21 protein-coding genes are annotated in these 22,808 nt (G+C 72.8%); 11 read left to right on the top strand and 10 right to left on the bottom strand.

The window, feature by feature from the left end; all coding sequences use genetic code 11:
• Window positions 1–136: 136 nt before the first annotated feature.
• From B6R96_RS04020 to B6R96_RS04040, 5 genes are all read left to right on the top strand, one after another.
• Window positions 137–1,717, top strand: a complete 1,581-nt coding sequence (locus B6R96_RS04020; RefSeq protein WP_081521596.1) for a GMC oxidoreductase — start codon at window positions 137–139, stop codon at window positions 1,715–1,717.
• A gap of 242 nt (window positions 1,718–1,959) precedes the next feature.
• On the top strand, window positions 1,960–2,754 hold the full coding sequence (locus B6R96_RS04025; RefSeq protein WP_081524967.1) for an SDR family oxidoreductase: 795 nt from the start codon (window positions 1,960–1,962) through the stop codon (window positions 2,752–2,754).
• Between the two features lie 32 nt (window positions 2,755–2,786).
• On the top strand, window positions 2,787–4,274 hold the full coding sequence (locus B6R96_RS04030) for a cytochrome ubiquinol oxidase subunit I (RefSeq protein WP_030385354.1): 1,488 nt from the start codon (window positions 2,787–2,789) through the stop codon (window positions 4,272–4,274).
• The gene (locus B6R96_RS04035) at window positions 4,271–5,314 is read left to right on the top strand and encodes a cytochrome d ubiquinol oxidase subunit II (protein WP_081521597.1); all 1,044 of its coding nucleotides are present in this window, start codon (window positions 4,271–4,273) and stop codon (window positions 5,312–5,314) included. Before B6R96_RS04030 ends, B6R96_RS04035 begins: the two co-directional genes overlap by 4 nt.
• 103 nt (window positions 5,315–5,417) lie before the next feature.
• The gene (locus B6R96_RS04040; RefSeq protein ID WP_081521598.1) at window positions 5,418–6,062 is read left to right on the top strand and encodes a CatB-related O-acetyltransferase; all 645 of its coding nucleotides are present in this window, start codon (window positions 5,418–5,420) and stop codon (window positions 6,060–6,062) included.
• 44 nt (window positions 6,063–6,106) lie between these two features.
• Here B6R96_RS04040 and B6R96_RS04045 read toward each other — a convergent pair whose 3' ends face one another.
• From B6R96_RS04045 to B6R96_RS04060, 4 genes are all read right to left on the bottom strand, one after another.
• Window positions 6,107–7,951: a glycoside hydrolase family 15 protein gene (locus B6R96_RS04045; protein ID WP_081521599.1), complete on the bottom strand. Its 1,845-nt coding sequence runs from the start codon at window positions 7,949–7,951 to the stop codon at window positions 6,107–6,109.
• A gap of 160 nt (window positions 7,952–8,111) precedes the next feature.
• Window positions 8,112–8,756, bottom strand: coding sequence for a dihydrofolate reductase family protein (locus B6R96_RS04050; protein WP_081521600.1), 645 nt, complete (start codon window positions 8,754–8,756; stop codon window positions 8,112–8,114).
• A 110-nt stretch (window positions 8,757–8,866) separates the two neighbouring features.
• Window positions 8,867–9,355 carry a DUF3291 domain-containing protein gene (locus tag B6R96_RS04055; RefSeq protein ID WP_081521601.1) on the bottom strand — a complete coding sequence of 163 codons (489 nt, stop codon included), beginning with the start codon at window positions 9,353–9,355 and terminating at the stop codon, window positions 8,867–8,869.
• A 32-nt stretch (window positions 9,356–9,387) separates the two neighbouring features.
• On the bottom strand, window positions 9,388–10,077 hold the full coding sequence (locus tag B6R96_RS04060) for a helix-turn-helix transcriptional regulator (protein ID WP_081521602.1): 690 nt from the start codon (window positions 10,075–10,077) through the stop codon (window positions 9,388–9,390).
• 136 nt (window positions 10,078–10,213) lie between these two features.
• On the opposite strand from B6R96_RS04060, the gene B6R96_RS04065 reads away from it, so the two are divergent.
• From B6R96_RS04065 to B6R96_RS04075, 3 genes are all read left to right on the top strand, one after another.
• Entirely contained in the window at window positions 10,214–10,492 is a 279-nt protein-coding gene (locus B6R96_RS04065) for a DUF6959 family protein (RefSeq protein WP_081521603.1), read from the top strand.
• Between the two features lie 85 nt (window positions 10,493–10,577).
• Complete coding sequence (locus B6R96_RS04070; protein ID WP_081521604.1) at window positions 10,578–11,315, top strand: VOC family protein; 738 nt, start codon at window positions 10,578–10,580, stop codon at window positions 11,313–11,315.
• Window positions 11,316–11,434: 119 nt separating this feature from the next.
• Window positions 11,435–11,878, top strand: coding sequence for a hypothetical protein (locus B6R96_RS04075; RefSeq protein WP_081521605.1), 444 nt, complete (start codon window positions 11,435–11,437; stop codon window positions 11,876–11,878).
• A gap of 20 nt (window positions 11,879–11,898) precedes the next feature.
• Here B6R96_RS04075 and B6R96_RS04080 read toward each other — a convergent pair whose 3' ends face one another.
• From B6R96_RS04080 to B6R96_RS04095, 4 genes are all read right to left on the bottom strand, one after another.
• Window positions 11,899–12,234 carry a hypothetical protein gene (locus tag B6R96_RS04080; protein WP_081521606.1) on the bottom strand — a complete coding sequence of 112 codons (336 nt, stop codon included), beginning with the start codon at window positions 12,232–12,234 and terminating at the stop codon, window positions 11,899–11,901.
• Window positions 12,235–12,258: 24 nt separating this feature from the next.
• Window positions 12,259–12,636: a hypothetical protein gene (locus B6R96_RS04085; protein ID WP_159396273.1), complete on the bottom strand. Its 378-nt coding sequence runs from the start codon at window positions 12,634–12,636 to the stop codon at window positions 12,259–12,261.
• 162 nt (window positions 12,637–12,798) lie between these two features.
• Window positions 12,799–14,457, bottom strand: coding sequence for a hypothetical protein (locus B6R96_RS04090; RefSeq protein ID WP_081521608.1), 1,659 nt, complete (start codon window positions 14,455–14,457; stop codon window positions 12,799–12,801).
• A 49-nt stretch (window positions 14,458–14,506) separates the two neighbouring features.
• Window positions 14,507–14,986, bottom strand: a complete 480-nt coding sequence (locus B6R96_RS04095) for a MarR family winged helix-turn-helix transcriptional regulator (RefSeq protein WP_237291634.1) — start codon at window positions 14,984–14,986, stop codon at window positions 14,507–14,509.
• 230 nt (window positions 14,987–15,216) lie between these two features.
• Between B6R96_RS04095 and B6R96_RS04100 the strand changes: the two genes are divergently transcribed.
• Window positions 15,217–16,347, top strand: coding sequence for an NADH:flavin oxidoreductase (locus B6R96_RS04100; RefSeq protein ID WP_081521609.1), 1,131 nt, complete (start codon window positions 15,217–15,219; stop codon window positions 16,345–16,347).
• 107 nt (window positions 16,348–16,454) lie between these two features.
• Here B6R96_RS04100 and B6R96_RS04105 read toward each other — a convergent pair whose 3' ends face one another.
• Window positions 16,455–17,525 carry a DUF2804 domain-containing protein gene (locus B6R96_RS04105; protein ID WP_081521610.1) on the bottom strand — a complete coding sequence of 357 codons (1,071 nt, stop codon included), beginning with the start codon at window positions 17,523–17,525 and terminating at the stop codon, window positions 16,455–16,457.
• Window positions 17,526–17,608: 83 nt separating this feature from the next.
• Between B6R96_RS04105 and B6R96_RS04110 the strand changes: the two genes are divergently transcribed.
• Window positions 17,609–19,045: an SWIM zinc finger family protein gene (locus B6R96_RS04110; RefSeq protein ID WP_237291313.1), complete on the top strand. Its 1,437-nt coding sequence runs from the start codon at window positions 17,609–17,611 to the stop codon at window positions 19,043–19,045.
• Window positions 19,042–21,672 (top strand): DUF7824 domain-containing protein, encoded by a 2,631-nt coding sequence (locus tag B6R96_RS04115; protein WP_081521611.1) that lies wholly within the window; start codon window positions 19,042–19,044, stop codon window positions 21,670–21,672. The genes B6R96_RS04110 and B6R96_RS04115 overlap by 4 nt, the downstream gene beginning before the upstream one ends.
• A gap of 118 nt (window positions 21,673–21,790) precedes the next feature.
• Here B6R96_RS04115 and B6R96_RS04120 read toward each other — a convergent pair whose 3' ends face one another.
• Window positions 21,791–22,696, bottom strand: a complete 906-nt coding sequence (locus tag B6R96_RS04120) for a quinone oxidoreductase family protein (protein WP_030385336.1) — start codon at window positions 22,694–22,696, stop codon at window positions 21,791–21,793.
• Between the last annotated feature and the right edge of the window lie 112 nt (window positions 22,697–22,808).

The raw sequence follows: 22,808 nt of genomic DNA on the forward strand, positions 1-22,808 counted from the left end.
GACGGCGGACAGCGGCCCCGTACGCCCCCGGGTGCCGCACGGCCAGGCTGCGTATACGTTCGAAGGGGGATCCTGCCGCGAGCCGCCCGCCGGGCCCGCCGGGCGGCGGCACCGCAACCCGAGGACGGTGATCCGGTTGAACGACGCTCCGCACTACGATGTCATCGTCATCGGAACGGGGGCGGGCGGCGGTACGCTCGCCCACCGGCTCGCCCCGTCCGGGAAGCGGGTGCTGATCCTCGAACGCGGCGGCTTCCTCCCCCGCGAACGCGACAACTGGGATTCGACGGCCGTGTTCGTCAAGGGCAAGTACCGCGCGCCCGAGTTCTGGTTCGACCGGCACGGCCGCGAGTTCCCTCCCGAGGTCAACTACTACGTCGGCGGCAACACCAAGTTCTACGGCGCGGCGCTGTTCCGGCTGCGCCCCGAGGACTTCGGGGAGCTGCGCCACCACGACGGGATCTCGCCCGCCTGGCCGCTCCGTTACGAGGACCTGGAGCCGTACTACACCCAGGCGGAGCACCTCTACCGGGTGCACGGCCGGCACGGCGAGGACCCCACGGAGGGTCCGGCGAGTGCCCAGTACGCGCACCCGCCGGTGGAACACGAGCCGCGGATCCAGCAGTTGAGCGACGATCTGGAGAAGCAGGGCCTGCACCCCTTCCACCTGCCCATCGGGGTGGACCTGGACCAGGACGCGGCCGGCCGGGCGACCCCGTCCAGCGTCTGCATCCGCTGCAACCGGGTCGACGGCTTCCCGTGCCTGGTACGCGGGAAGTCCGATGCGCAAGTGATCTGTGTGGAGCCGGCGCTGGAGCATCCGGGCGTCGAACTGATCACCCACGCCCACGTGCTACGGCTCGAGACCGACCCGACGGGGCGCACGGTCAGCTCGGTCGTCGCCCGTCTCGACGGCGGCGAGGAGGCCCGGTTCTCCGCCGATCTGGTGGTCGTGGCCTGTGGCGCCGTCAACTCCGCGGCCCTGCTGCTCGCTTCGGCGAACGACCGGCACCCGCAGGGCCTCGCGAACGGTTCGGGCGTCGTCGGGCGGTTCTACATGCGCCACAACAACCTGGCCCTGATGGCCGTCTCCCGGGAGCCGAACGACACGCAGTTCCAGAAGACCCTCGCCCTGCACGACTGGTACCTGGGCTCCGACGACTGGGACTACCCCCTCGGCGGGATCCAGATGCTCGGCAAGTCGGATGCCGAGCAGATCCACGGCGAGGCCCCCCGCTGGGCCGGCGCGGTAACCCCCGACATGCCGTTCGAGGTGATGGCCCACCATGCGGTGGACTTCTGGCTGTGCGGGGAGGACCTGCCGCTGGCCGACAACCGCGTCACCCTGGACGGCGACGGGCGCATCCACCTCGCGCTCGACGAGAACCACAACACGGCCGGGCTCAAGCGGCTGCGGCACAAGCTCCAGAGCATGCTGGGCCGCCTCGGCATGCACGAGCACCACCTGCTGGACCACAGCCTCTACCTGCACAAGGGCATGCCGATCGGTGCCACCGCGCACCAGGCCGGCACCGTACGCTTCGGCACCGACCCGGCGTCCTCGGCCCTCGACCTCGACTGCAAGGCGCACGAACTGGACAACCTGTACGTGGTCGACACGAGTTTCTTCCCGAGCATCGGCGCGGTCAACCCGTCCCTGACGGCCATCGCGAACGCCCTGCGGGTCGGCGACCACCTCCTGGAGCGGATGGGCTGAGCCGTCCGGCCGCCTGTCCGTCCGGTCGGACGCCGACACCGACACCGCCGACCGGGCGAAGATCCTGCGCCGGGTGGCGCAACGCGGATCGCGGCGGGCCGCGGCACCTCGGGCGCGGTGATTGGGTGACGCCGGACCTGCCAGCGGCGCCGTCACCCCGACGGCGCGGGGTGGCGGTGCGAAGGAGGCAGTCCGTCGTGAGTTCCACCGAGGGCGTACCCCGGGGTGTGATCCCCGCGCACCTGCTCCGGGGCCAGAAGGCACTGGTGACGGGTGCGAACTCGGGGATCGGCAAGGCCACGGCGATCGGCATGGGCCGGGCCGGGGCGGACGTGGTCGTGAACTACGTGGCCGGACGGGAGGAGGCCGAGAAGGTCGTCGAGGAGATCGCCTCCTTCGGGGTGCGCGCGGCGGCGTACGAGGCGGACGTGTCCGACGAGGCCCAAGTCGTGGCCATGACGAACCGCATGGTCGAGGAGTTCGGGACCATCGACATCCTCGTCGCCAACGCCGGCCTCCAACGGGACTCCGCCTTCACCGAGATGACGCTCGCCCAGTGGCAGAAGGTCATCGACGTCAACCTGACCGGACAGTTCCTGTGCGCCCGTGAGGCGACGAAGGAGTTCCTGCGGCGCGGGGTCGTCCCGGAGGTGTCCAACTCCGCGGGCAAGATCATCTGCATGAGTTCCGTGCACCAGATCATCCCCTGGGCGGGGCACGTGAACTATGCCTCCTCCAAGGGCGGCGTGCACATGATGATGGAGACCCTCGCCCAGGAGCTCGCCCCGCAGAAGATCCGCGTCAACGCGATCGCCCCCGGCGCGATCCGGACGCCCATCAACCGCAGCGCCTGGGACACCGAGCAGGCCGAGCAGGACCTGCTCAAGCTGATCCCGTACGGCCGGGTCGGCGACCCGGACGACATCGCGCACGCGGCCGTCGGTCTCGCCTCCGACCTCATGGACTACGTCGTGGGCGCCACGCTGTACGTGGACGGCGGAATGACCCTCTTCCCGGGCTTCGCCACCGGCGGCTGACCTCCAACCGCTTCGGCCCCGGGGAGGGACGCATGCACACCACGCTCCACCTGCTGGCGGAGGCACCGCCTCAGATGCTGCCGGCCCGCTCGCTCATGGCCTTCACCCTCGCCTCGCACATCATCCTGGTGCCCATGGGCGTGGCGCTTCCGCTGATCACCCTGATCATGCACGGCTACGGGCTGCGGCGCGGCGACGCGACCGCCCTGCTGCTGGCGCGCCGCTGGTCGGCGGTCATGGCGGTGCAGTTCGCCATCGGTGTCGTCACGGGCACCGTCCTGTCCTTCGAGTTCGGTCTGCTGTGGCCGGGGCTGATGGGCCGGTGGGGCGACGTGTTCGGGATCGGCTTCGGCGTCGAGGCATGGGCCTTCTTCCTGGAGGCCGTCCTCATCGCCATCTACCTCTACGGGTGGCGCCGACTGCCCGCCCGTACCCACTTCCTGCTCGGACTGCCCCTGCCGGCAACGGCCCTGCTGGGCGCCTTCGGCATCCTGGCGGCCAACTCCTGGATGAACACCCCGCAGGGCTTCTCCCTCGACTCCGAGGGCAACCCCGTCGACGTGGACGTCCGCAAGGCGATCTTCACGCCGATGTTCGGTCCGCAGTACTGGCACTTCGTCGTGGCGATGCTGGTCACCGCCGGGTTCGTGGTGGCCGGCGTCTATGCCGTCGGCTGGCTGCGCGGCCGCCGCGACCGCTACCACCGGCTCGGCTTCACCGTCCCGTTCACCGTCGCGGCCGTGTTCACTCCCGTCCAGTTCATGCTGGGCGACGCCATCGCCCGGGCGGTGTTCCAGAAGCAGCCGGTGAAGTTCGCGGCGATGGAGATCGTCTGGAACACCGACACGCACGTCCCGGAGTACCTCTTCGGCCGCCTCCACCCCGACGGGACCGTCACCGGCGGCATCAAGATCCCCCAACTGGACTCCATCCTCGCCGGTTTCAGCCCCGACACCGAGGTGCACGGCCTGTCGGACGTACCCGCGGCGGACCGGCCCACCGTGGCCCAGGCCACCCTCATCCACTGGACCTTCGACATCATGGTGGGCATCGGCTCGGTGCTCCTGCTGCTGGTCATCTGGTACGCGTTCGTCTGGTGGCGACGCCGCCGGCTGCCCGCCTCGCCGTGGTTCTACCGCAGCGCCGCCTGCGCCGGCGTGGCGAGCGTCATCGCCGTCGAGTGCGGCTGGATCACCACCGAGGTCGGCCGCCAGCCCTGGATCGTCTACGAGAACATGCGGGTCGCCGAAGCGGTGACCGGGGCCCGCTCCAGCACCTTGTGGACCATGTTCGGGCTGGTCGTCGTCGTGTACGTGCTGATTTTCGGCTCCTTCCTGGCCGTGCTCCTGAAGATGCGCACCCGATGGCGCCAGGACGACGAACGAAGCCTTGAGGCAGGCACGATGGTGACACCGGAGACCGGCACCCCCTACGGCCCCCGGGCCGCCGTCGCCGCCGGCGACGCCCCCGCCCCGGGAAGCGGCGACGGCCCGGCACCGACCGAGGACGGCAGGCCGTGACCGCCGCCGGTGTGGTCGCCGCCGTCCTGCTCCTCGCGGTGGCCGCCTACACCTGCGCCGGCGGCACCGACTACGGCGCGGGCTTCTGGGACCTGACCGCGGGCGGCGCGGAACGCGGCAAGCGGCCCCGATGGCTCATCGACCACGCCATGGCCCCGGTCTGGGAGGTCAACAACGTCTGGCTGATCTTCGTCCTGGTCATCATGTGGACCGGGTTCCCGGTGTTCTTCCAGACCGTGTTCTCCGCGATGTGGCTGCCGCTGGCCCTGGCCGCCATCGGCATCGTGCTGCGCGGCGCCGGCTTCGCACTGCGCAAGCCCACCCAGCGGATCGCCGGACGGCGCGTCTACGGCGCCGTGTTCGCGATCTCCTCGCTGCTCACCCCGTTCTTCCTCGGTGCCGCGGCGGGCGGGATCGCCTCGGGGCGGGTGGCACCGGGCATCGAGCCCACCGCGCACGCCTGGTCCAACCCGACCTCCATCTTCTTCGGCCTGCTGGCCGTCGTCGGCACGGCGCTGCTCGGGGCGGTCTTCCTGGCTGCGGACTCCGTCCGCTACGAAGCCCCCGACCTGCACGCCTACTTCAGGCGGCGGGCGCTGGCCGCCCTCACCGTCTTCGCCGTGCTGGGGGCGGTCACGCTGACCGTCGCCCACAGCGACGCGCCCCACCTGTGGCACGGCCTCACCCACGGCGCGGGGCTCTTCTTCCTCATCGTGGCCGTGGTGTCCACCCTCGTCACGGCCTGGCTGCTGCTGCGCACCTCCGGGGCCTGGTCCCGGCCGGCGGCCGTCGGTGTCATGGCCTCGGCCGTGATCGCATGGGGCGTGGCGCAGCGCCCGTACCTCATCCCCGGCCGGCTGACGGTGGCCGAGGCGGCGGGGGCGCCCAGCACGCTGCACTGGCTGCTCATCGTGACGCTCGTTGCCGCGATCCTGGTCTTCCCCGCGGTGGCCTTCCTGTACCGGCTCGACACCCGCGGCGACCTGGAACCCCTCGGCGACGCCGACCTGCGCCGCGGCGGCCCGGAGCCCGAGGGCTGACGGGCCGCGGGTCCGCGCCCCCGGGGCGGATCGCCGGAGCACGGTACGGCAGGCGCAGAATGAGCTTTCGCCGATCAATGCCGCCGTATCGAAGGGGACTGCCATGGATCGTCTTCCCGCGGACCCGACCGTGCTCCACCCCATTCCGGACCAGCCGCGCGTGGTGCTGCTCAAGCCGTTGCTGACGTCACCGCTGATCGAGGCCGGGGAGTACTCGTACTACGACGACCCGGATGACCCGACCGCGTTCGAGAGCAGGAACGTCCTCTACCACTACGGGCCGGAGAGGCTGGTCATCGGGAAGTTCTGCGCGCTGGGCACCGGGGTCCGGTTCATCATGAACGGCGCCAACCACCGTATGGACGGCCCCTCCACGTTCCCCTTCCCCATCATGGGAGGCTCCTGGGCCGAGCACTTCGACCTGCTCACCGACCTGCCGACCAGGGGGGACACCGTCGTCGGCCACGACGTCTGGTTCGGCCACAGCACGACGGTCATGCCGGGAGTGCGCATCGGGCACGGCGCCGTCATCGCCTCCGGTGCCGTCGTGGTCGACGACGTCCCCGACTACGGCATCGTCGGGGGCAACCCGGCCCGGCTCATCCGCACCCGCCACAGCGACGAGGACATCGCGCGGCTGCTGTCGATCGCCTGGTGGGACTGGCCGCCGGCCCACCTGACGGAACACATCCGGACCGTCATGGCGGGCACCGTCGACGACCTGGAGAAGGCCGCGCCCCGGCCGTGAGGACGGGGACGGGCTCCGGCCGGACGCGGGGATCCCCTACTCCCCTACGGCGCGGAGCCGCGGTTCAGGGCAGCGTCGAGGGTGATCGCCGCGTCGATGAGGGCGAGGTGGGTGAACGCCTGCGGAAAGTTGCCCAGTTGGCGTCCGGTCAGGTCGATCTCCTCGGAGTACAGGCCCAGATGGTTGGCGTAGCCCAGCATCTTCTCCAGGACGAGCCGCGCCTGGTCGATCCGCCCGGCCCGGGCGAGTGCGTCGACGTACATGAAGGTGCACAGGGAGAAGGTGCCCTCGGAGCCGCGCAGGCCGTCCGGTGACGCCTCGGGGTTGTAGCGGTAGACCAGGCTGTCGCTGACGAGTTCCTGCTCCATCGCGTCGAGCGTGGAGGCCCACATCGGGTCCTGGGGGGTGAGGAACCCGACGGTGGGCATGCGCAGCAGCGACGAGTCCAGGACCCCGCTGCCGTAGTGCTGGACGAAGGCGCCGCGCTCCGCGCTCCACCCCTTGGCCATGACCTGTTCGAAGATCCGGTCGCGGGTGGCGCTCCAGTGCTGTACCGGAGCGGGGCGGCCGCTGAATTCGGCGTGCCGCAGCGCACGGTCGAACGCCACCCAGGACATCACCCGGCCGTAGGTGAAGTCCTTGGCTCCGCCACGGGTCTCCCACAGCCCTTCGTCGGCCGAGTCCCAGTGGTCAGCCAGCCACTCCAACACGTGGATCAGGCCGGTCCATCCCCGGTACCCGAGGTGGATGCCGTGCCTCTGCGCGAACGAGATGCTGTCCAGCGCCTCGCCGTAGATGTCCATCTGGAGCTGGGTGGCGGCTCCGTTGCCGATGCGGACGGGCGCCGAGCGTTCGTATCCCTCCCAGTGGTCCAGGGTCTCCTCCTTCAGCTCGGAGGAGCCGTCGACCGCGTACATGATGTTCAGCGGCCCGGTGTCCCCCTCCGCGCCCGCCCGTTCCTCGATCCGGTCGCCGAGCCACCCGATGAACGCCTTCGCCTCCTCCGTGAACCCCATGCCGAGCAGGGCGTACACGGAGAACGAGGCGTCCCGGATCCACGTGTAGCGGTAGTCCCAGTTGCGTTCGCCGCCGAGCTGTTCGGGCAGCCCGGTGGTGGGGGCGGCGATCACGGCGCCGGTGGGGGCGTACGTCATCAGCTTCAGGGTCACGGCGGACCGCTCCACCGCCTCGCGCCAGCGGCCGGTGTAGCGGGAGGTGCTCAGCCAGGACCGCCAGAAGCCGATGGTGGCCCGGAAGATCTCCTCGTACTCGGCGAGTCGGATCTGCCGGGGCGGGCCGTCGGCGGCGGACTCCAGCATCAGCCCGCGCTGCTGCCCCGCCTGGAGGCGCAGGGTGAGGTGCACGTCGCGCTCACCGCCGGTGAGGAGGTGGCCCAGCCGCTCGTCGTCCGGTTCCCGGATGGTGTGCACGGTCACGTTCGTACCGTCGGCGGTGAACACCGCCCCGTTCTCGGTGAGGTGCAGCTCGTGCGTCTTGCGCCCGTAGTCGAACCGGGGCGCGATGTCGACGTCGAAGGTCATGCTGCCGCGCACGCAGCGGACCATGCGGACCAGCCGGTGCCGGTCCGTGACCGTGGTGCCGGTCAGCGGCATGAAGTCGACCACCTCGCCGGCACCGGCCTCGGTCATGAAGCGGGTCACCAGGACCGCGGTGTCGGGCAGGTACAACTGTTTGGTCGCGTACGTCGCGTGGGCCGGCCGGACCGTGCAGTGGCCGCCCTTGCCCTTGTCCAGCAGGGCCCCGAACACGCTGGGCGAATCGAAACGCGGGCAGCAGAACCAGTCGACCACTCCGTCGGAGGTGACCAGCGCCGCGGTCTGCAGATCACCTATCAGGCCGTGGTTCTCGATCAGCGGGTACTCGTCCATCAGGGCGTCCCTTCCGGCATGCGTCGCCGCCCGGATCTCGGCCCCCCGAACCAGCGTATGCCGGGCCCACGGCACCGTCCCGCCGAGCGGACCGACGCCGTGCCCCGCAGCAGGCGGCTTGCGGGGTAAGCCACGGGCCGTGGGGCCGGGCTGGGCGGCTTCAGCCGTCGCTGCCGAGACCGCGGTCGGGGGCGCTCATGTCTCCCGTAGCGGGAACGCCGTCGGCGAGCCCGTAGCGCAGGTGGACGGCGCCCTTCGGGCCGGCTTCCGGCGGTGCGAGGAGCGTGAGGTTGGCGGGCACCACGCCGTCGTCGAACACCTTCTTCCCGACGCCGAGCATGACCGGGTGCAGCCAGAGGTCGATGCGGTCGAAGAGCTTCTCGCGCAGGAGGGTCTGCACGAGGTTCAGGCTCCCGACGACCTTCACGTTCTGGTGCCGCTCTCGGACCTCGCGGACCGCGTGGGCGAGGTCCGGGCCGAGCTGTGTGGACCCGGCCCAGGAGAGGTCGGGCCGGCCGCGGGAGGCCACGTACTTCGGAATGCCGTTGAAGAGCGTGGCGATCTCGGCGTCCTCGCCGCCCTTCTGGTGGGGCCAGAACGCGGCGAAGATGTCGTACGTCCGCCGGCCGAGCAGGAGGGCGTCCGTGCCCTCGTACGCGGCACCGACCTGTGCCCCGGAGACCTCGTCCAGCAGGGGTGCCTGCCAGCCCCCGAACGGGAACCCCACCGGGTCCTCGTCGGGGCCGCCGGGCGCCTGCCCGACGAGGTCGAGGGTCGCGAACAGCTCGAGGTGGATGAGGCCCATGGCGTACTCCCGGTGAGTCGTGTGTGTCTCCGTCAAGAGATAGACCCGCGGGCGCCCGCAAACTCATCGCCGCGACGGAAACCATCCGGGGGGACTGCGGCCGAGACGGCCTAATGCACCGGCGCCGCGTCCGGGGCCTCGTCGGCGGTGTGGGAGGAGGTGAAGGTGAAGGCGCGCGGGGTCGGCCCGTGCGTCCGCAGGTCCGCCAGCCGTTCCAGGGCCTCAGCGACGGTCGGGAGGTGCCCGGCGGGTACCCACCAGAGGACCAGGTGCGCCTGGACATGCCGCTCGAACCATTCGCGGCGCCGTCGCATCGACTCCAGGTGCCCGCTGCGGTAGGCGAAGTCCCACAGCGCCTCACGGGTCTCCCAGACCGAAAGGTTGACGATGACGTCCTCGCCCGCCGGGCGCAGGCCGGTGGCGTCGGCCGCCCCGTCCTCCACGAGCCGCCATACGAAGCCGGGCGCGCCGTCGGCGGTGGCGTTGACCGGATCGAGCATCTCGACGAACGGCGCGATGCGGGGGTCGTCGATGGGGTGACGGAGCGTGGCGACGTTGAGCTGGGCGAGGTGGTGGGTGGCAGGCGGGGATGCGGTCATGGCCTCATCCCAGCACAGCGCCGTTTTCTATGTCAATCATTATTGTTTTTAGAAGTCTCCACCACCACGCAGCACTCCCCGGGCCGGGCGTCCATGCGGGCGCGGACGGGGCCGTCCGCACCGAGCAGCCCCTCCAGCAGTGCGAGATTCATGCCGCAGACGAGCGGCGGGAAGCGTTCGGCCACGACATGGAACGGGCAGTTGCGCATCCGGACGACGGGCGCGGCCCCGCCCTCGGTGCCGCCTTCGCCCTCGGCGCCTTCCAGGTGGGGTTCGTAGCCGCGGGCGGCCAGCACCTCCATGGCCTCCGCAAGGCCGCCACAGGGCGCCGCCGAGCCGCGCAGGGCCTCTCCGCGGCGGCGTGCGGAGGCGCACAGGACGGCGTCCAGCCCGGCCTCGTCGGCGGCCTCGGCGAGCAGCTCGGCGGCGGTCCGGTAGTCCCGGGCGGGCAGCGACACCGACCGCTCGACGCGGGCCCGCGTGTACACCTTGGCGGGACGGCCGGCCCCCGGACCGGAGCGGCCCGTCAGGCGGCGGCTCCCGCTCTCCAAGAGCCCGACCTGCGTCAGTTTGTCCAGATGGTGCGCGGCGAGCGTGCGCGCCACCCCGGCCGCCTCGGCGGCTTCATTGCGGCCGACCTCACGCGCCTGGGCCACCACGTACTCGTACAGGCGGCGCCGCACCGGATCCTGCAAGACCGCGATCGCATCGATATCCTTCACCCGCCCATTCTAGGAACAACACAGATTGGATATAGAAGGGCGCAACCGATGCCCCGGGCGTCCGCCGGATCGCGCCCGCGCTGCCCCGTGATGGAAATGCCTGGGTGGGAGGCGCCGCGTGAGATTGAATGACCGGATGGAGCGCATTGAGGCCGAGCTGTTCACGGACCCGGGCAACGACGCGGTCGTCCGACTGCCCCGGCGCGATTTCCCGGGCGTGCTGATCCAGGGCGATTCCCTCTCGATCATCCGTGCCGATGTCGCCGAGATCGTCGAATCCTGCGACCGGGGCGACCTCGGCGAGGCCCGCGAGGCGGCCGCCCTCCTCCTCGCCGGCCTCGATGGACTACTGGCTCGCTGCACAACGGCGCTGAAGGCCCACGCCATCCCCATCCCCTTCCACCAGGGCTCCTGAGCGGCCGGTTGTCGCATACCCGCCTGCTGCGACTGCCCCCGATCCGGCGTCAGTTCCCGGGACGGCTGCTCCTAGGATCACCGGCATGGCAACACGACTCGTACAGATCAATATGAAGGCCAAGGACGACTCCGCGCTCGGGCGGTTCTGGGCGGAGGCACTCGGGTGGGGTGTCGACAGCGAGGGATCCGGCGTGACGAACCTCGAACCCGTGGGCTTCGCCTACCCGGACCCCGTCGCCGTCTGCATCGACATCATCGCCCGCCCGGAACCCAAATCGGTCAAGAACCGGGTGCACCTCGATCTGGCCACCACCTCGACCGCCCATCAGGCGCAGTTGGTCGCGCGCCTGATGGATCTGGGCGCGACGCTCGCCGACGTGGGTCAGGGCGACGTCCCGTGGACGGTCATGGCCGATCCGGAGGGCAATGAGTTCTGCGTCCTGGAACCCCGTCCGATCTACCGGGACACCGGGCCGATCGCCGCGGTGGTGGTCGACTGTACCGACCCTCGAGCGATGGCCCGGTTCTGGGACGAGGCGATGGACTGGACGCTCCACGGGGTCACCGACGAGCAGGCGTCCATGCGTTCCGCCCAAGGTGTCGGCCCCTACCTGGAGTTCTTGCGCACCCCCGACACCAAGACCGTATGGAACCGCGTCCACCTCGACGTCTGCCCCTACCCGGACGACGACGTGAAAGCCGAAGAGGCCCGGCTGCGCTCCCTGGGTGCCACCGACCCCGGTATCGACCAGTCCTCCATCTCCTGGACGATTCTGGCCGACCCGGAGGGCAACGAGTTCTGCCTCCTCAGCCCTCGCTGACCGGGGGCCGGCGCAGTTCCGGCCGGTGGGCAACTGCCGTTGCGGGCGGTGACGGGACCACCCGCCACCCGCTCCGGCCGCACCAGGCCCAAGAACCACCGAGCGGGCGCCGTCAGCGCATGAGCGAGCGGCACGAGGCCGCATGCCGGCCCCAGGCGCATCCCCGAGCGAATCCGGCTGGTGAGGAACGCGCTCGGGCATCCGTCGAGGCGGTCCTTCCGCAGCTCCTGGCGCGGTGGGAGACGGAGTGCGTCACCGTCCGCATCGCCCTGGCGGCGATCGCGGCGGCTTTCCCGTCGGCCGACGCCTCCCAGGGCCTGTTGCCCGGACTGCGGGGACTGGCGGGCCGGTATCCGGGCCGGGGCCTGCCCGGGGACTACGTGCGGCTGGCGGGGACCCTCGCGTTCGGCACGCGGGAGAACGTCCTCGCCGCGGTCGAGGCCCTCACCAGCCGGAACTGGAGTCCGACTGCACGGTCGGCACCCCTCACGGGCCGGGCACTCCACCTCCTCGACCAGATGCTGAGCCGGCTCAGGGCAACCACGAAGGCGCAGGATCCCTGAACCAAGAGCGTGGACAGCCGTCAGGGCGCCGTGGCCTCGAGGTGGTATGTCGTGTCGACGCAGAAGCCGTTGTGGGCTGTCGCCTTGATCTCCAGCACGTACTGGCCTGGCGTCAGGGGTGCTACTGCCGCCCGGATTCCCCAGGTGAACCGGCGGGTCAGCCACCTGGTGCGGAACTGTGCCGAGAACTCCCGCAGCGGGAGCGGAACGCCGTTGAGGTCGGCCGTCGCCTTCGCCACGACCATGGTCTGCGGGGTCTTCGCGTAGAACCGGTTGTGCTGCATGTCGAGCGAAGGTGCCCCGCCCTCCGCGTCGCTCAGCTTCCACCCGCTGTCGGCCGACCCCGCGCCGCTCATGACACCCTCCCCTGCCGCCTCGGGCTACTCGCTTCGCGCAGATTCCTGATCACGGCGCAGCAGCTCTTTGGCCGAGCAGGCGGAATCGGGGTCCACGACGAGACACAGATTGAATCCCCGCTCGTCCTTCCGGACAAGTGCCGACAGCAGGCAATTGCCGATCATGCCGTCGCCTCCGATGGCGATCTGCTGACCACTCGTCAGGGAGTCGTCGACATACATGGAACCCGCCTTGTCGGGGGCCGTGTAGAAGCTCCATTCCCCGCTTGCCGAATCCGTGCAGGTAGAACCTCCCAGCAGGGCCTTGCGCAGATCGGTTCCCGTCGCTCGCCGGTCGGCTCCGAGGGTGAGCCGGGCGCCCGTCTCGCTGGTCCAGGTGCCCACGAGCGCCGTCCGGTCCATCGACGCCTCGTCACCCCCCGCGGCACACGCGACGGATGCCCACGCGAGTACGATCCCGACGGCCAGACCGCGGTGAAGTCTCGACCCCATGCCACCCCACCCCCAAGGCATTTGAACGCGTTCAGCAACGCGATCCTCGCACACCCGGCCCGCCTCCGGCCATCAGGCACCCCCGTCCCGCTCCGAGCCGGCCGCCAGCCGGCAGAGCAGAACGCGGGCGTCTCCGGTGCCCAGGAGGAGACGGCCGGGGCCGGTGACGGTGAGGGCGGTGGGGACGACGGGGACACCACGCACGTGAACGTGGCCCCGGGCGCGGGGCGTGCCGGTCGCCGCGTCCAGGGCGATCAGTTCGCCGCTGCTCAGGGCGACGAGGACGGTGTCGGTCGACGGGTCGATATCGAGCGCGGTCGGCGTGCGGTCGACGGGGAACACCCACGCAGGGGTGCCGGTGGCGGCCTCGCCGATCGGACGGCGCACCACGAAGCCCTGCTTCGGTACGCCCACCCGGCCGTCGTAGCGGACGGTGGCCATGACGAGGTCCGTCTCCCCCACCCACACGCCGGGGCCGCCGAAGTGGGTCTCGCCGGGCTCCCAGGACCAGGGGAAGCGGCGTCGGCAGCGTTCCGCGGCGGGGAACGCGAGATCCGTCCCGTCGCCGACGGGAGAGGCCTCGACCGTCGTCAGCCACACCTCCTCCTCCTCGCCGCCGACGGCGCACTCCGGGCAGGTGCAGTGGCAGTCGCAGTCCCCGTCGTCGTCCCAGGGGCAGTCACACGTGCAGGGGGGCCGGGGTACGTCCCGGAAGGTCGCGTGGGGGCCGTGCCGGAACCGGCTCCGGGCCCGTTCTCCGTACCCCCCGGGCATCGGCACCAGCAGGGGGCCTTCGGAGGTCGTGACGAGTGCGGCCGCGCCGGGGGTGGTGTGCCGTGCGAGTTCGGTTCCGCCGGCCAGGCCGATCCGAAGGAACGCCCCGCCGTCCCCGTGCCGGGGGCCGAGGGCTTCCACCCAGGCGGAGGCCCCGTCGGCGAGGACGGCCGTGGTCCGGCCCCCTCCCAGGTCCGGTCCGGCGGGCAGTGACCAGCGGCGGTCGCCCTCCGCCGACCACCGCTCCAGCAGAGCGTGGTCCGCGGTGAGGAGGATGTCCCCGCCCGGCAGAACCGTCAGGGAGCGGATCTCGCCGGGGCGAGGCCCGTCCCGGTCCGGCCCGGCGACGGGCGGGGTGGGCTCGGGCAGGGGTGCCGGTACGCGGGGACCGGCCAGGTCCGCGTGCCGGACGGACCGCGCCGGGACGGTCCGCCAGTCGGGGCGCACGAGGTCCACGCGATGTCCCTCGGACCGGGCGGCCCGGTCCTGCCAGTCGTCGGGCGGGGCGAGGAGCAGCCGCAGGGTGTGCGCGTCCGTCCACTCCAGCGAGCGGACCTCCCGCCGACAGTCGTCCGCGAAGAGATACCGGTGCTCCCCCGTGGCGAGGTCGACGAGTACGAGTTCACCCTCGAAGAAGTAGCCGCCGTCGTACGAACCGGTACCGAGGGCGAGCAACGGCCGGGTGGGATGGAAGGCCGCGGCCCGAAGCGGCCAACGGGTTCGAAGCCAGTACAGGGCCGGGGCGTCGGCGGAGGGGTCCGGGGCTTCGGTTTCGCCTTCCGGAAGCGGAGCGGCGGCGTAGAGGCCGATCGGGTGGCCGTCCCCCGAGCCGGCGAAATCGTGGCCGCCGAGGACGACGTGCGCACCGCCGGGTGCCGGGACGGTGATGACGGAGCGGCCGCACTCGGCGCGGGACCGGTCGGCGAGGATCCGATCAACGGTGAGGGGGAAGATCACCGACCCCAGCCTCGCCGATCCGGGCCGGGCGGACAAGGGCCGCAGGTGCCTACGGAGCGGGAGTCGGGGATGCGTGCGGGACCGGCGGGTGGCATCCGGCAGGGGTGTCGTCGTCCTCCGCGCGCGGCCAGTACCGTCCTTCGAGGGCCTCGGCGCTGCGGTTGAGCCGGACCAGGACGTCCGCCAGCTCCCGCACTTCCTCGGGGGACCAGTCGGCGACCACCCGGGCCAGGCAGGACCGGTTGACCTCGCGGTCCTCGGCGAGCCGGCGCCCGCCCTGGGCGGTGATGCGCAGCTTGCGGGCCATGCCGCCGTCCGGGTCCGCGACGCGCTCGGCCAGCCCGCAGCGCAGCAGCGCGGCCGTCTGCCGGTTCACGGTCGAGGTATCGAGTCCGAAGGCTCCCGCCAACTGGCCGATGGACATGGGGCCTTGTGTGTCGATCCGGCTGAGCAGCAGGTACGCCGACCGCTCCAGGCGTTCGGGGTCGCGCTCGCGCCGGGCCAGCACCTGGTGCCGCGAGAGCAGCATCAGCTCCCGCTCCAGTTTCTCCAGCACTGCGCCTCCCGATCCTTCCAGCGCTCCATTATCGCGGACCCGCGGACCCGTGGAGCCGGGGACCGGCGGACCCCTGTACGGCTCGGCCCGCGGGCGGCGCCGCACGACCACCGGAGACCTGCAATATGCATGATACACAACATGTGTACTATGCACTTCTCGTTGCCGTCCGACGAGCCACCGCCCCCATCCGGAGGACCCGCATGACCGTCACCACGTCCACCGCCTCCCGCGCGGCCGAGATCCTGTCCCGGCCCGTCGAACTGAACGGCCTGACCGTCCCCAACCGCATCGCGATGGCGCCGATGACGCGGATGTTCTCCCCCGGCGGCGTGCCCGGCGAGGACGTGCAGGCGTACTACGCGAGCCGGGCCGCCGCGGGTGTGGGCCTGATCGTCACCGAGGGCACCTACGTCGGTCACGACTCCGCCGGCCAGAGCGACCGGGTGCCGCGGTTCCACGGCGAGGACCAGCTGGCGGGGTGGGCGAAGGTCGCCGCTGCCGTGCACGAGGCGGGCGGCACGATCGTGCCCCAGCTCTGGCACATAGGCATGGTGCGCAAGCAGGGCGAGGCACCGTACGCCGACGCCCCGGCCGTCGGCCCCTCCGGCATCCGCGTCGACGGCACCGAGGGGACCGGCAGGGTGATGACCCGCGCCGACCTCGACGACGTCATCGGCGCGTTCGCCGACGCCGCCGCGGAGGCGGAGCGCATCGGCTTCGACGGCGTCGAGCTGCACGGCGCCCACGGCTACCTGCTCGACCAGTTCCTGTGGGAGCGGACCAACCGCCGCACCGACGCCTACGGCGGCGACGCGGTGGCCCGTACGAAGTTCGCCGCGGAGATCGTGGCCGCGGTCCGCGAGCGCGTCCCGGCCGACTTCCCGGTGATCTTCCGCTACTCGCAGTGGAAGCAGGAGGCCTACGACGCACGGCTCGCCCGGACCCCGCAGGAACTGGAGGCGATCCTGGCACCGCTGGCGGCCGCGGGCGTCGACGCGTTCCACGCCTCCACCCGGCGCTACTGGATCCCGGAGTTCGAGGGCTCGGACCTGAACCTCGCGGGCTGGACCAAGAAGCTCACCGGCCGGCCGGCCATCACCGTCGGCTCGGTCGGCCTCGACGGCGACTTCATCCGCGCCTTCGCCGGCGAGGGTGCGGCACTGGGCGACATCGACAACCTCCTGGACCGCATGGAACGCGACGAGTTCGACATGGTCGCGGTCGGCCGGGCGCTGCTCCAGGACCCGCAGTGGGCGGCGAAGGTCCTCGGCAACCGCTTCGACGAGCTGAAGCCGTACGACGCGGCGGCCCTCAGGTCGCTCAGCCGGTAGCGGCCGGCCCGTCCGATGACGCCCCGTGACATCCGGTCCGCCGAGATCACGGGGGCGTCCGCGGCTCCGGTCGGACGGCCGAGTGCCGTGGGTGCGCGCGAACGGGGCTACCAGCGCATGCGGACGTCCTCGGCCCAGCCCAACAGCCGGTCCACCACGATCCGCTCGCCGTCGTCCGTGCGGATCGATCCCGTGTAGTGGCCGAAGCACTGGTCCGTGCGGTTGGCGACGAGGCCGATGTCCGTGCGGGTGGACCGGTTGTGGAACGGCGTGAACACCAGGTCCACCCGGTCCGATTCAGGGGTGCCGACCGATTCAGGGGTGCGGATCGACCACGGCGCCATGTGGTCGGCGCGGGACCAGTGCCATTCCAGCTCCTGGCCGATCTTGCTGATCCGGCCGTCCACGCACACCGCGTTCTCCGTCGCGCCGGTGCCCCGGGTCCAGCGGCCGCCGAACTGCAGCCCGACGGTGCGGCCGTCCGTACGCCCGGAGGCGGCGCCCCAGTTCCACGCCACCGAGCGGGGCCAGCGGCCCCGTCCGTGGTCGAGGGTGCCCCAGGCGTCGTCGCCGAACGCCAGCACGTCGCCGCCGATGCGCACCGTGCCGGACGCGGGCCGGGCCGTGTGCTTGGAGGTGTACTGGAAGCGGCGTGCGTCCCACGGCACCACCACCGAGAGGGTCTCGTGCCCGGCGGGCATCCCGACGAGCAGGTCCACCTCCACGGGGAGGCCCTGCGGACCCCTGCAGCGCGCCCGCAGGCGGGTGGCGGAGCCCTCGCCGTGGATCTCGATCCGTATCCGGCCCCCGGTCGGCCGGGGCGGTCCGGCCACGAGCGAAGCAGACCCCGGTTCCGGAGCTCCGGCGATCGTGTCGGGCAGGCGCACGCCGAATCCGCCGGGCACGAGCGCGGTGCGCTCGAACTCCCGCACCGACGGACCGAATTCGAGGACGTAGATCGAGTTGAGGGCCAGGTAGTCGAGGTCGCTCACGGTCAGGGCCACCAGGTGGGTCGGTGTGGTCACGCACCAGTACTCCCACCGCTTCGTCCGCCCCCAGCCGGGTATCCGGCAGCGGTGCAGAGGCCTGCGCGACCAGCCGATCGCGGCCGGGTCGATCCTTCCGTCGGTACGGCACAGGTCGACGGGAGCGGCGATCTCACGTTCGTGCGTGGCCATGGCCGGACCCTACCGGGAGGCGGTGCACGGATCGACGGCGTCCGCGAACGCCGTTGTCAGTGGCTCCTCGTAGCGTTTTGCACATGACGCGAACCGCACACACCTTCGCCTACGCGGGACCCTCCGCGCTGACCGGCACCGGCAGGAACCGCACCCTCGGCCTGGAGACGGCGGGCGGCCTGACCCCGGCCGGGGCCGAGGCCCACCCCCAGTTCTTCGCGGGCTTCCTGAGCGAGCCCCAGGCCGCCGCCCGAGCCCTGCTGGCCGTCGCGGACGTGGCCGCGGCCCGGTACTTCCGGCGGACCCAGCGGGCTTCGCTCGACCCCGTGGTCACGGGCAACGGCGACCGGCTGCGCTTCGAGTCCTTCTCCGGCTGCTGCGGGGTCTACGCCCGCCTCGACGTCCTGCCCGAGGGCCTGCGCGGGGCCGACACCGGCCACGGCACCACCAACGTGGACGTCAACAACCCCCTGCGCGAGGCCCTGTCGCGGCTCACCGGCGACGACCCGCTGCACCTGCGGGTCGGCCCCGACGAGATGGCGGTGACCACCCTCGACGGGCCGGTCGTCGAGAAGAAGGTGCCGCTGCCCGACCGTTGGCTGCGCGGCTTCGCCGAGTCCCAGGCGATCACCGCCGGGTTCGACCTCCGCGCGGAGCTGTCCGCCGCCGAGACCGTACGCTTCCTGCGGTCGCTCCCGCGCAGCGGCCCCGGCGGCGGAGCCGCGAGCCGCGCGCTGTGGGTGGTGCCCGCGGGCCGGACGCTGCGCCCCACCACCCGCCCCATGCCGGGCGCGGTCTGCCTGCCCGGCCCCGAACGGCTCGCCGCCTTCCAGCGCGTCCTGCGACAGGCGACCGGCCTGCGCGTGTACGGGCCGGCGGGCGACCACGCCGGCCCCACCGCCTCCGCCTGGGAGGCCGCCCTGCCCGGCATGCGCCTCACGCTCACCCTCTCCCCCGAGGCCGACCGCGGGTTCTCCGGCGAGGGCAGCGTCCTGGAGTCCCTCGCCACCGATACGGCGGCCGGGGACGCCGAGTTGGTCTCCGTCCTGCTCGCCTGGGAGCCGCGCATCGACCCGGCCGATCTCGCCGAGCAGTCGGGCCTCCCGGTGGAGCGGGTCCGGGCCGCCCTCACCCGCCTCGGTACGGCCGGCCGGGTCGGCTACGACCTCGCCGAGGCCGCGTACTTCCACCGCGAACTGCCCTACGACGCCCGGCGCGCCGAGCGCCACAACCCGCGCCTCGTCGCCGCCCGCACCCTCCTGGAGCAGGGCGCCGTCACCCTCGACGGCCCGCTCACCGCGCTCGTCGCCTCCGGCGAACGCCGGTACACGGTGCGCGATTCAGGCGGCGCCCTCGGCTGCACCTGCCAGTGGTGGGCCGACTACCGCGGCCGCCGCGGCCCCTGCAAGCACGCCCTCGCGACCCGCATGGCCCGCCGCTCCGCGGCGACCGGCACCCCGACCGCCGACGCCGACGCCGACGCAACCACCGCCACCGCCACCGCCGGAGACGTCCGATGACCACCCCGCTCGACATCCTCGCCGCCGTCCGGGCGGGCCACACCCGCCTGCTGCCCGACCTGTTGAAGCCGCTGGACCGGGACGGGCGCCGGGGCCTGCTGGCCGGGCTGAAGGAGCTGCGCGGCGAACTGCGGGCAGCCGGCTGGGACCGTTGGGAGGAACGGGACCTCATGAGCCCGGCGCTGCTGGTCGCCGGCGCCGCCTGCCAGACCGGAGCCGCCGCCGCGGCCTCCTGGATCGGCGGCCGCGACATGCGCCGCTGGCGGCGCCTGCCCGAGGGCGCCCTCCTCGACGTGCTCGCGGACCGGGAACCGAAATGGCTCGGCGACCTCGCCCACCGGCTGGCCGCGCGGCCCTCCACCGCCCAGGAGGACTACGGGCTGATCCGCACGCTCGTCGACCGGGCCGGCTGCCCGATGCCCACCAGCGACGGCTGCGTCGAGGGCTGGGCGATGGCCGTGCGGACCGCCCGCGCCCCGCTCGCCGGGGCGCTGCGCGCCGACCCCCACCTCACCGCTTTCGTCCCGCGCCTGTTCGAGACCCCCGAACCGGTCGCCGCCCTCGCCTGGCAGTGCGAGCCGGACGATCCCCACCACTGGCCCGCCGCGCTGGCCACCCTGGCCGGGGAGGGACTACTCGACCGCGGCGCGCTCCTCGACAGCTGCACCGCCCGCCTGCTGCGTGGCGGTACGGCCATCCAACTGAAGCCGTACCGGGCCGTCCTGGAGGCCCTTCGGCCCACGGAGGAGGAAGAGCGGGAACGGACCGCCGACTGGATCGCGCTCACCGCCGACGCGCCCTCCCCGGTGGCCGGGTACGCGCAGCAGGTGCTGGCGAAGCTCGCCGCCGCGGGCCATGTCACGGCCGAACGGCTGGCCGAGATGTCCGCCGCCGTGCTCTTCCGCCCCGAGAAGAAGCTCGTACGGGCCCAGCTCGTGCTGCTCGGCAGGCACCTCACCCGCGATCCGGCCGCCGCGCCCGAGCTGCTGCCGGTGCTCGGCGAGGCCTTCGGCCACACGGACACCGACATCCAGGGACGGGCCCTGAAGCTGGCGGCCGCACACCTCGGCGACGACGAGGCCCTGCGCGCCGAACTCGCCGACCGTGCCCACCTGCTGAGCCCGGTCCACCGCGCCCGTGCCGTGGAGGTCCTCGGCGCGGACGCGGCCCCCGAGGAGGACGGCGGACCCTACCGGGAGCTCCTGCCGCCGCCCCCGCTGCCCCTGGCGCTCGGCCCGGCCCCGGCGACCGTGGCGGAGACCGTGGAACTGGTCGCCGCCGTCGTGAACTCCCGTACCGAGGACGTGGAGGAGTACGAACGCGCCCTGGACGGCCTGGTCCGCCACGCCCACCAGGACCGCGCCGCCCTGGCCGCGGCCCTGCGGCCGGCGCTCGCCGACCGCTATTGGCTCGACCCGGAACGCCGTCACCTGTACACGGGAGACCTGCCCGGCCTGGAGCACGTGGCGGCCGCCGTGTTGGACGTCGGCCCCACCGGGCGGCCCGCGCAGGCGCTCGTGAGCTGGCGCAGCGACTGCCACCACTCCGACGCCGCCGCGGCGCGCCACGCCCGCGTGGCCGAGGTCGCCCGGGCCGTCAGGACCCGGCCCCTGCCGTTCCTCCTGTCCACGCCCACCCTGAGCTCCGGCACCGTGGACGCGCGCACGCTCGTCGCACGGCTCGCCGAGTACGCCCGCCTCGGCGAGCGCCCCGCCCCGGCGGACTTCGCGCAGGCCCTGCTCCGTGTCCGCCGCGACGCCCGTGTCCTGCCGGAGGCGGCCGCTCTGGGCACGCCCGAGGGGGCCCGGCTGGCGGCCTGGCTCGGCGAGGGCGGCCGTCCGGCGGCCGTCACCCGCCGCACCACCCCGGCCGCGTACCACCGCTACGGAGGAAACCCCGACCGTCTCGTGCTGGAAAGCGGTGAACGGGCCACCGTGGTCGCGGAGTTCCCCGAGGGGTTCCGTGCCCTGGGCCGCGCCCGCGCGGTGTCCGGACGCTGCTGGGACGGTGGGGACACCGACACCCTGATAGCGCTCCTGCCCGAGGACCGGGAGACCCTGGCCGCGTGGTCGCTGGCCGCCGTCACCTCCTGTGCCCTCGACGACGAACGCGGCGGAACCGACCTCCTGCCGGGGCTCGCCGCCGCCGGCGGCCCCGCCGGACCGGCCCTCCACCTCGCCGTCGCGACGGGGCTGGGTGCCCGGCACGCCGAAGACCGGCTCCAGGCGGTCGACGCGCTGCTCATCCTCGCGGGCCGCGCCGAGCTGGACACCGGACGCCTGGGCGCCGACCTCACCGAACTGGTGGGCCTGGGCACGGTCAAGCCCAGCCGGCTCGCAGACTCGCTGCGCACCGCGGCCGCGACCGGCGCCCATGCCACGACCTGGGCCGTCCTCGGCGCGGTCCTGCCCGCGCTGCTCACCGGGTCCGCCGACCCGCGCGGTACGGGGGAACTGCTGGAGACGGCCGCAGAGTGCGCGGAGCAGTCCGGGGCCTGCGCACCGCACCCCGCCGGGCTCGCCGAGACCGCGATGCGCCCCGGCCGGTCCCGGCTGGTCACCCAGGCCGCTCGGCTGCGCGATGCCCTCCGCCGCAACCAGGAGGCCGTGAACCGGGTCGCGGGGTGAGGGACGGGCCACGAGCCGGGGCGTCCACGGCGCGGCCCCGCGCCGTGGACGGGCAGGGGCGGCGCAGGCGGCAGGGGCGGCGCAGGCGGCAGGCGGCAGGCGGCCCCACGCCCGGCTCTCAGGGCAGCAGGACGGCCTTGCCCCGGTTGCGGCGGGCCTCCAGGTCGGCGTGGGCCTGCGCGGCTTCCGCCAGGGGATAGGTCCGCCAGACCGGTACCGAGACCTTGCCCTCCGCGGCCAGCCGTACCAGCTCCGGCAGGGACTCCCCGGTCCGGTCGGCGCTTCCGGTGCTGAAGACCACACCGTGCTGCGCCGCCGACATGTCGGCGATGGTCAGGACGCGCGCGCTGTCACCGGTCAGCGCGACGGATTCGGCCAGCACTCCGGCGCCGGAGGTGTCGAGGACGAAGTCCACCCCCTGGGGGGCGGCGGCCCTCACCCGCTCCGGCCAGCCGTCGCCGTAGCGGACGGCCGTGGCTCCCAGCGCGGTCACCCGTTCGAGATCGTGCTCGCCGGCCGTTCCCACGACGGTGATGCCCCTCGCGACGGCCAGCTGGGCGGCGACCGTACCCACGCCGCCCGCGGCGCCGTGGACGAGCAGGGTCTGCCCCGCCTGCACTCCCAGCTCCGCCAGGACACGGAACGCGGTCCGGCCGACCGTGACCAGCGAGGCCGCCGCCTCCCACGACAGGGCACCGGGCTTGGCCACCGGCCGGTCGAGCAGCGCGTACTCGCTGTAGCTGCCGCCGACGGCGGCGCCGAGCACCTCGTCGCCGACGGCCGCACCGGCCGTCCCGCCCACGGCATCGACCACCCCGGCCGCGTCCAGGCCGAGGATCATGGGAAACCGGGCCGGGACGGCATCGGCCATCCGACCGGAACGGACCTTCATGTCGAACGGGTTCACGGAAGCGGCGCGCACCCGGATCCGGACCTGGCCCGGTCCGGGCTCCGGCGGGGTGACCTCGGACAGGCGCAGCACCTCGGGCGCGCCGTACTCGGAGAAGGTGATCGCTCTGGCCATCGGGGCTCCCGGGGGTGAGGTCGGGCGGACGCTTGCGGACCGCTCCGACCCGGACCCGCGTGACAGGACCCGGCCGGTGTGACTACGGGCACCGGCCGGGTCCTGTGTACGG

This window comes from Streptomyces sp. Sge12 (assembly GCF_002080455.1).
Lineage (GTDB): Bacteria > Actinomycetota > Actinomycetes > Streptomycetales > Streptomycetaceae > Streptomyces.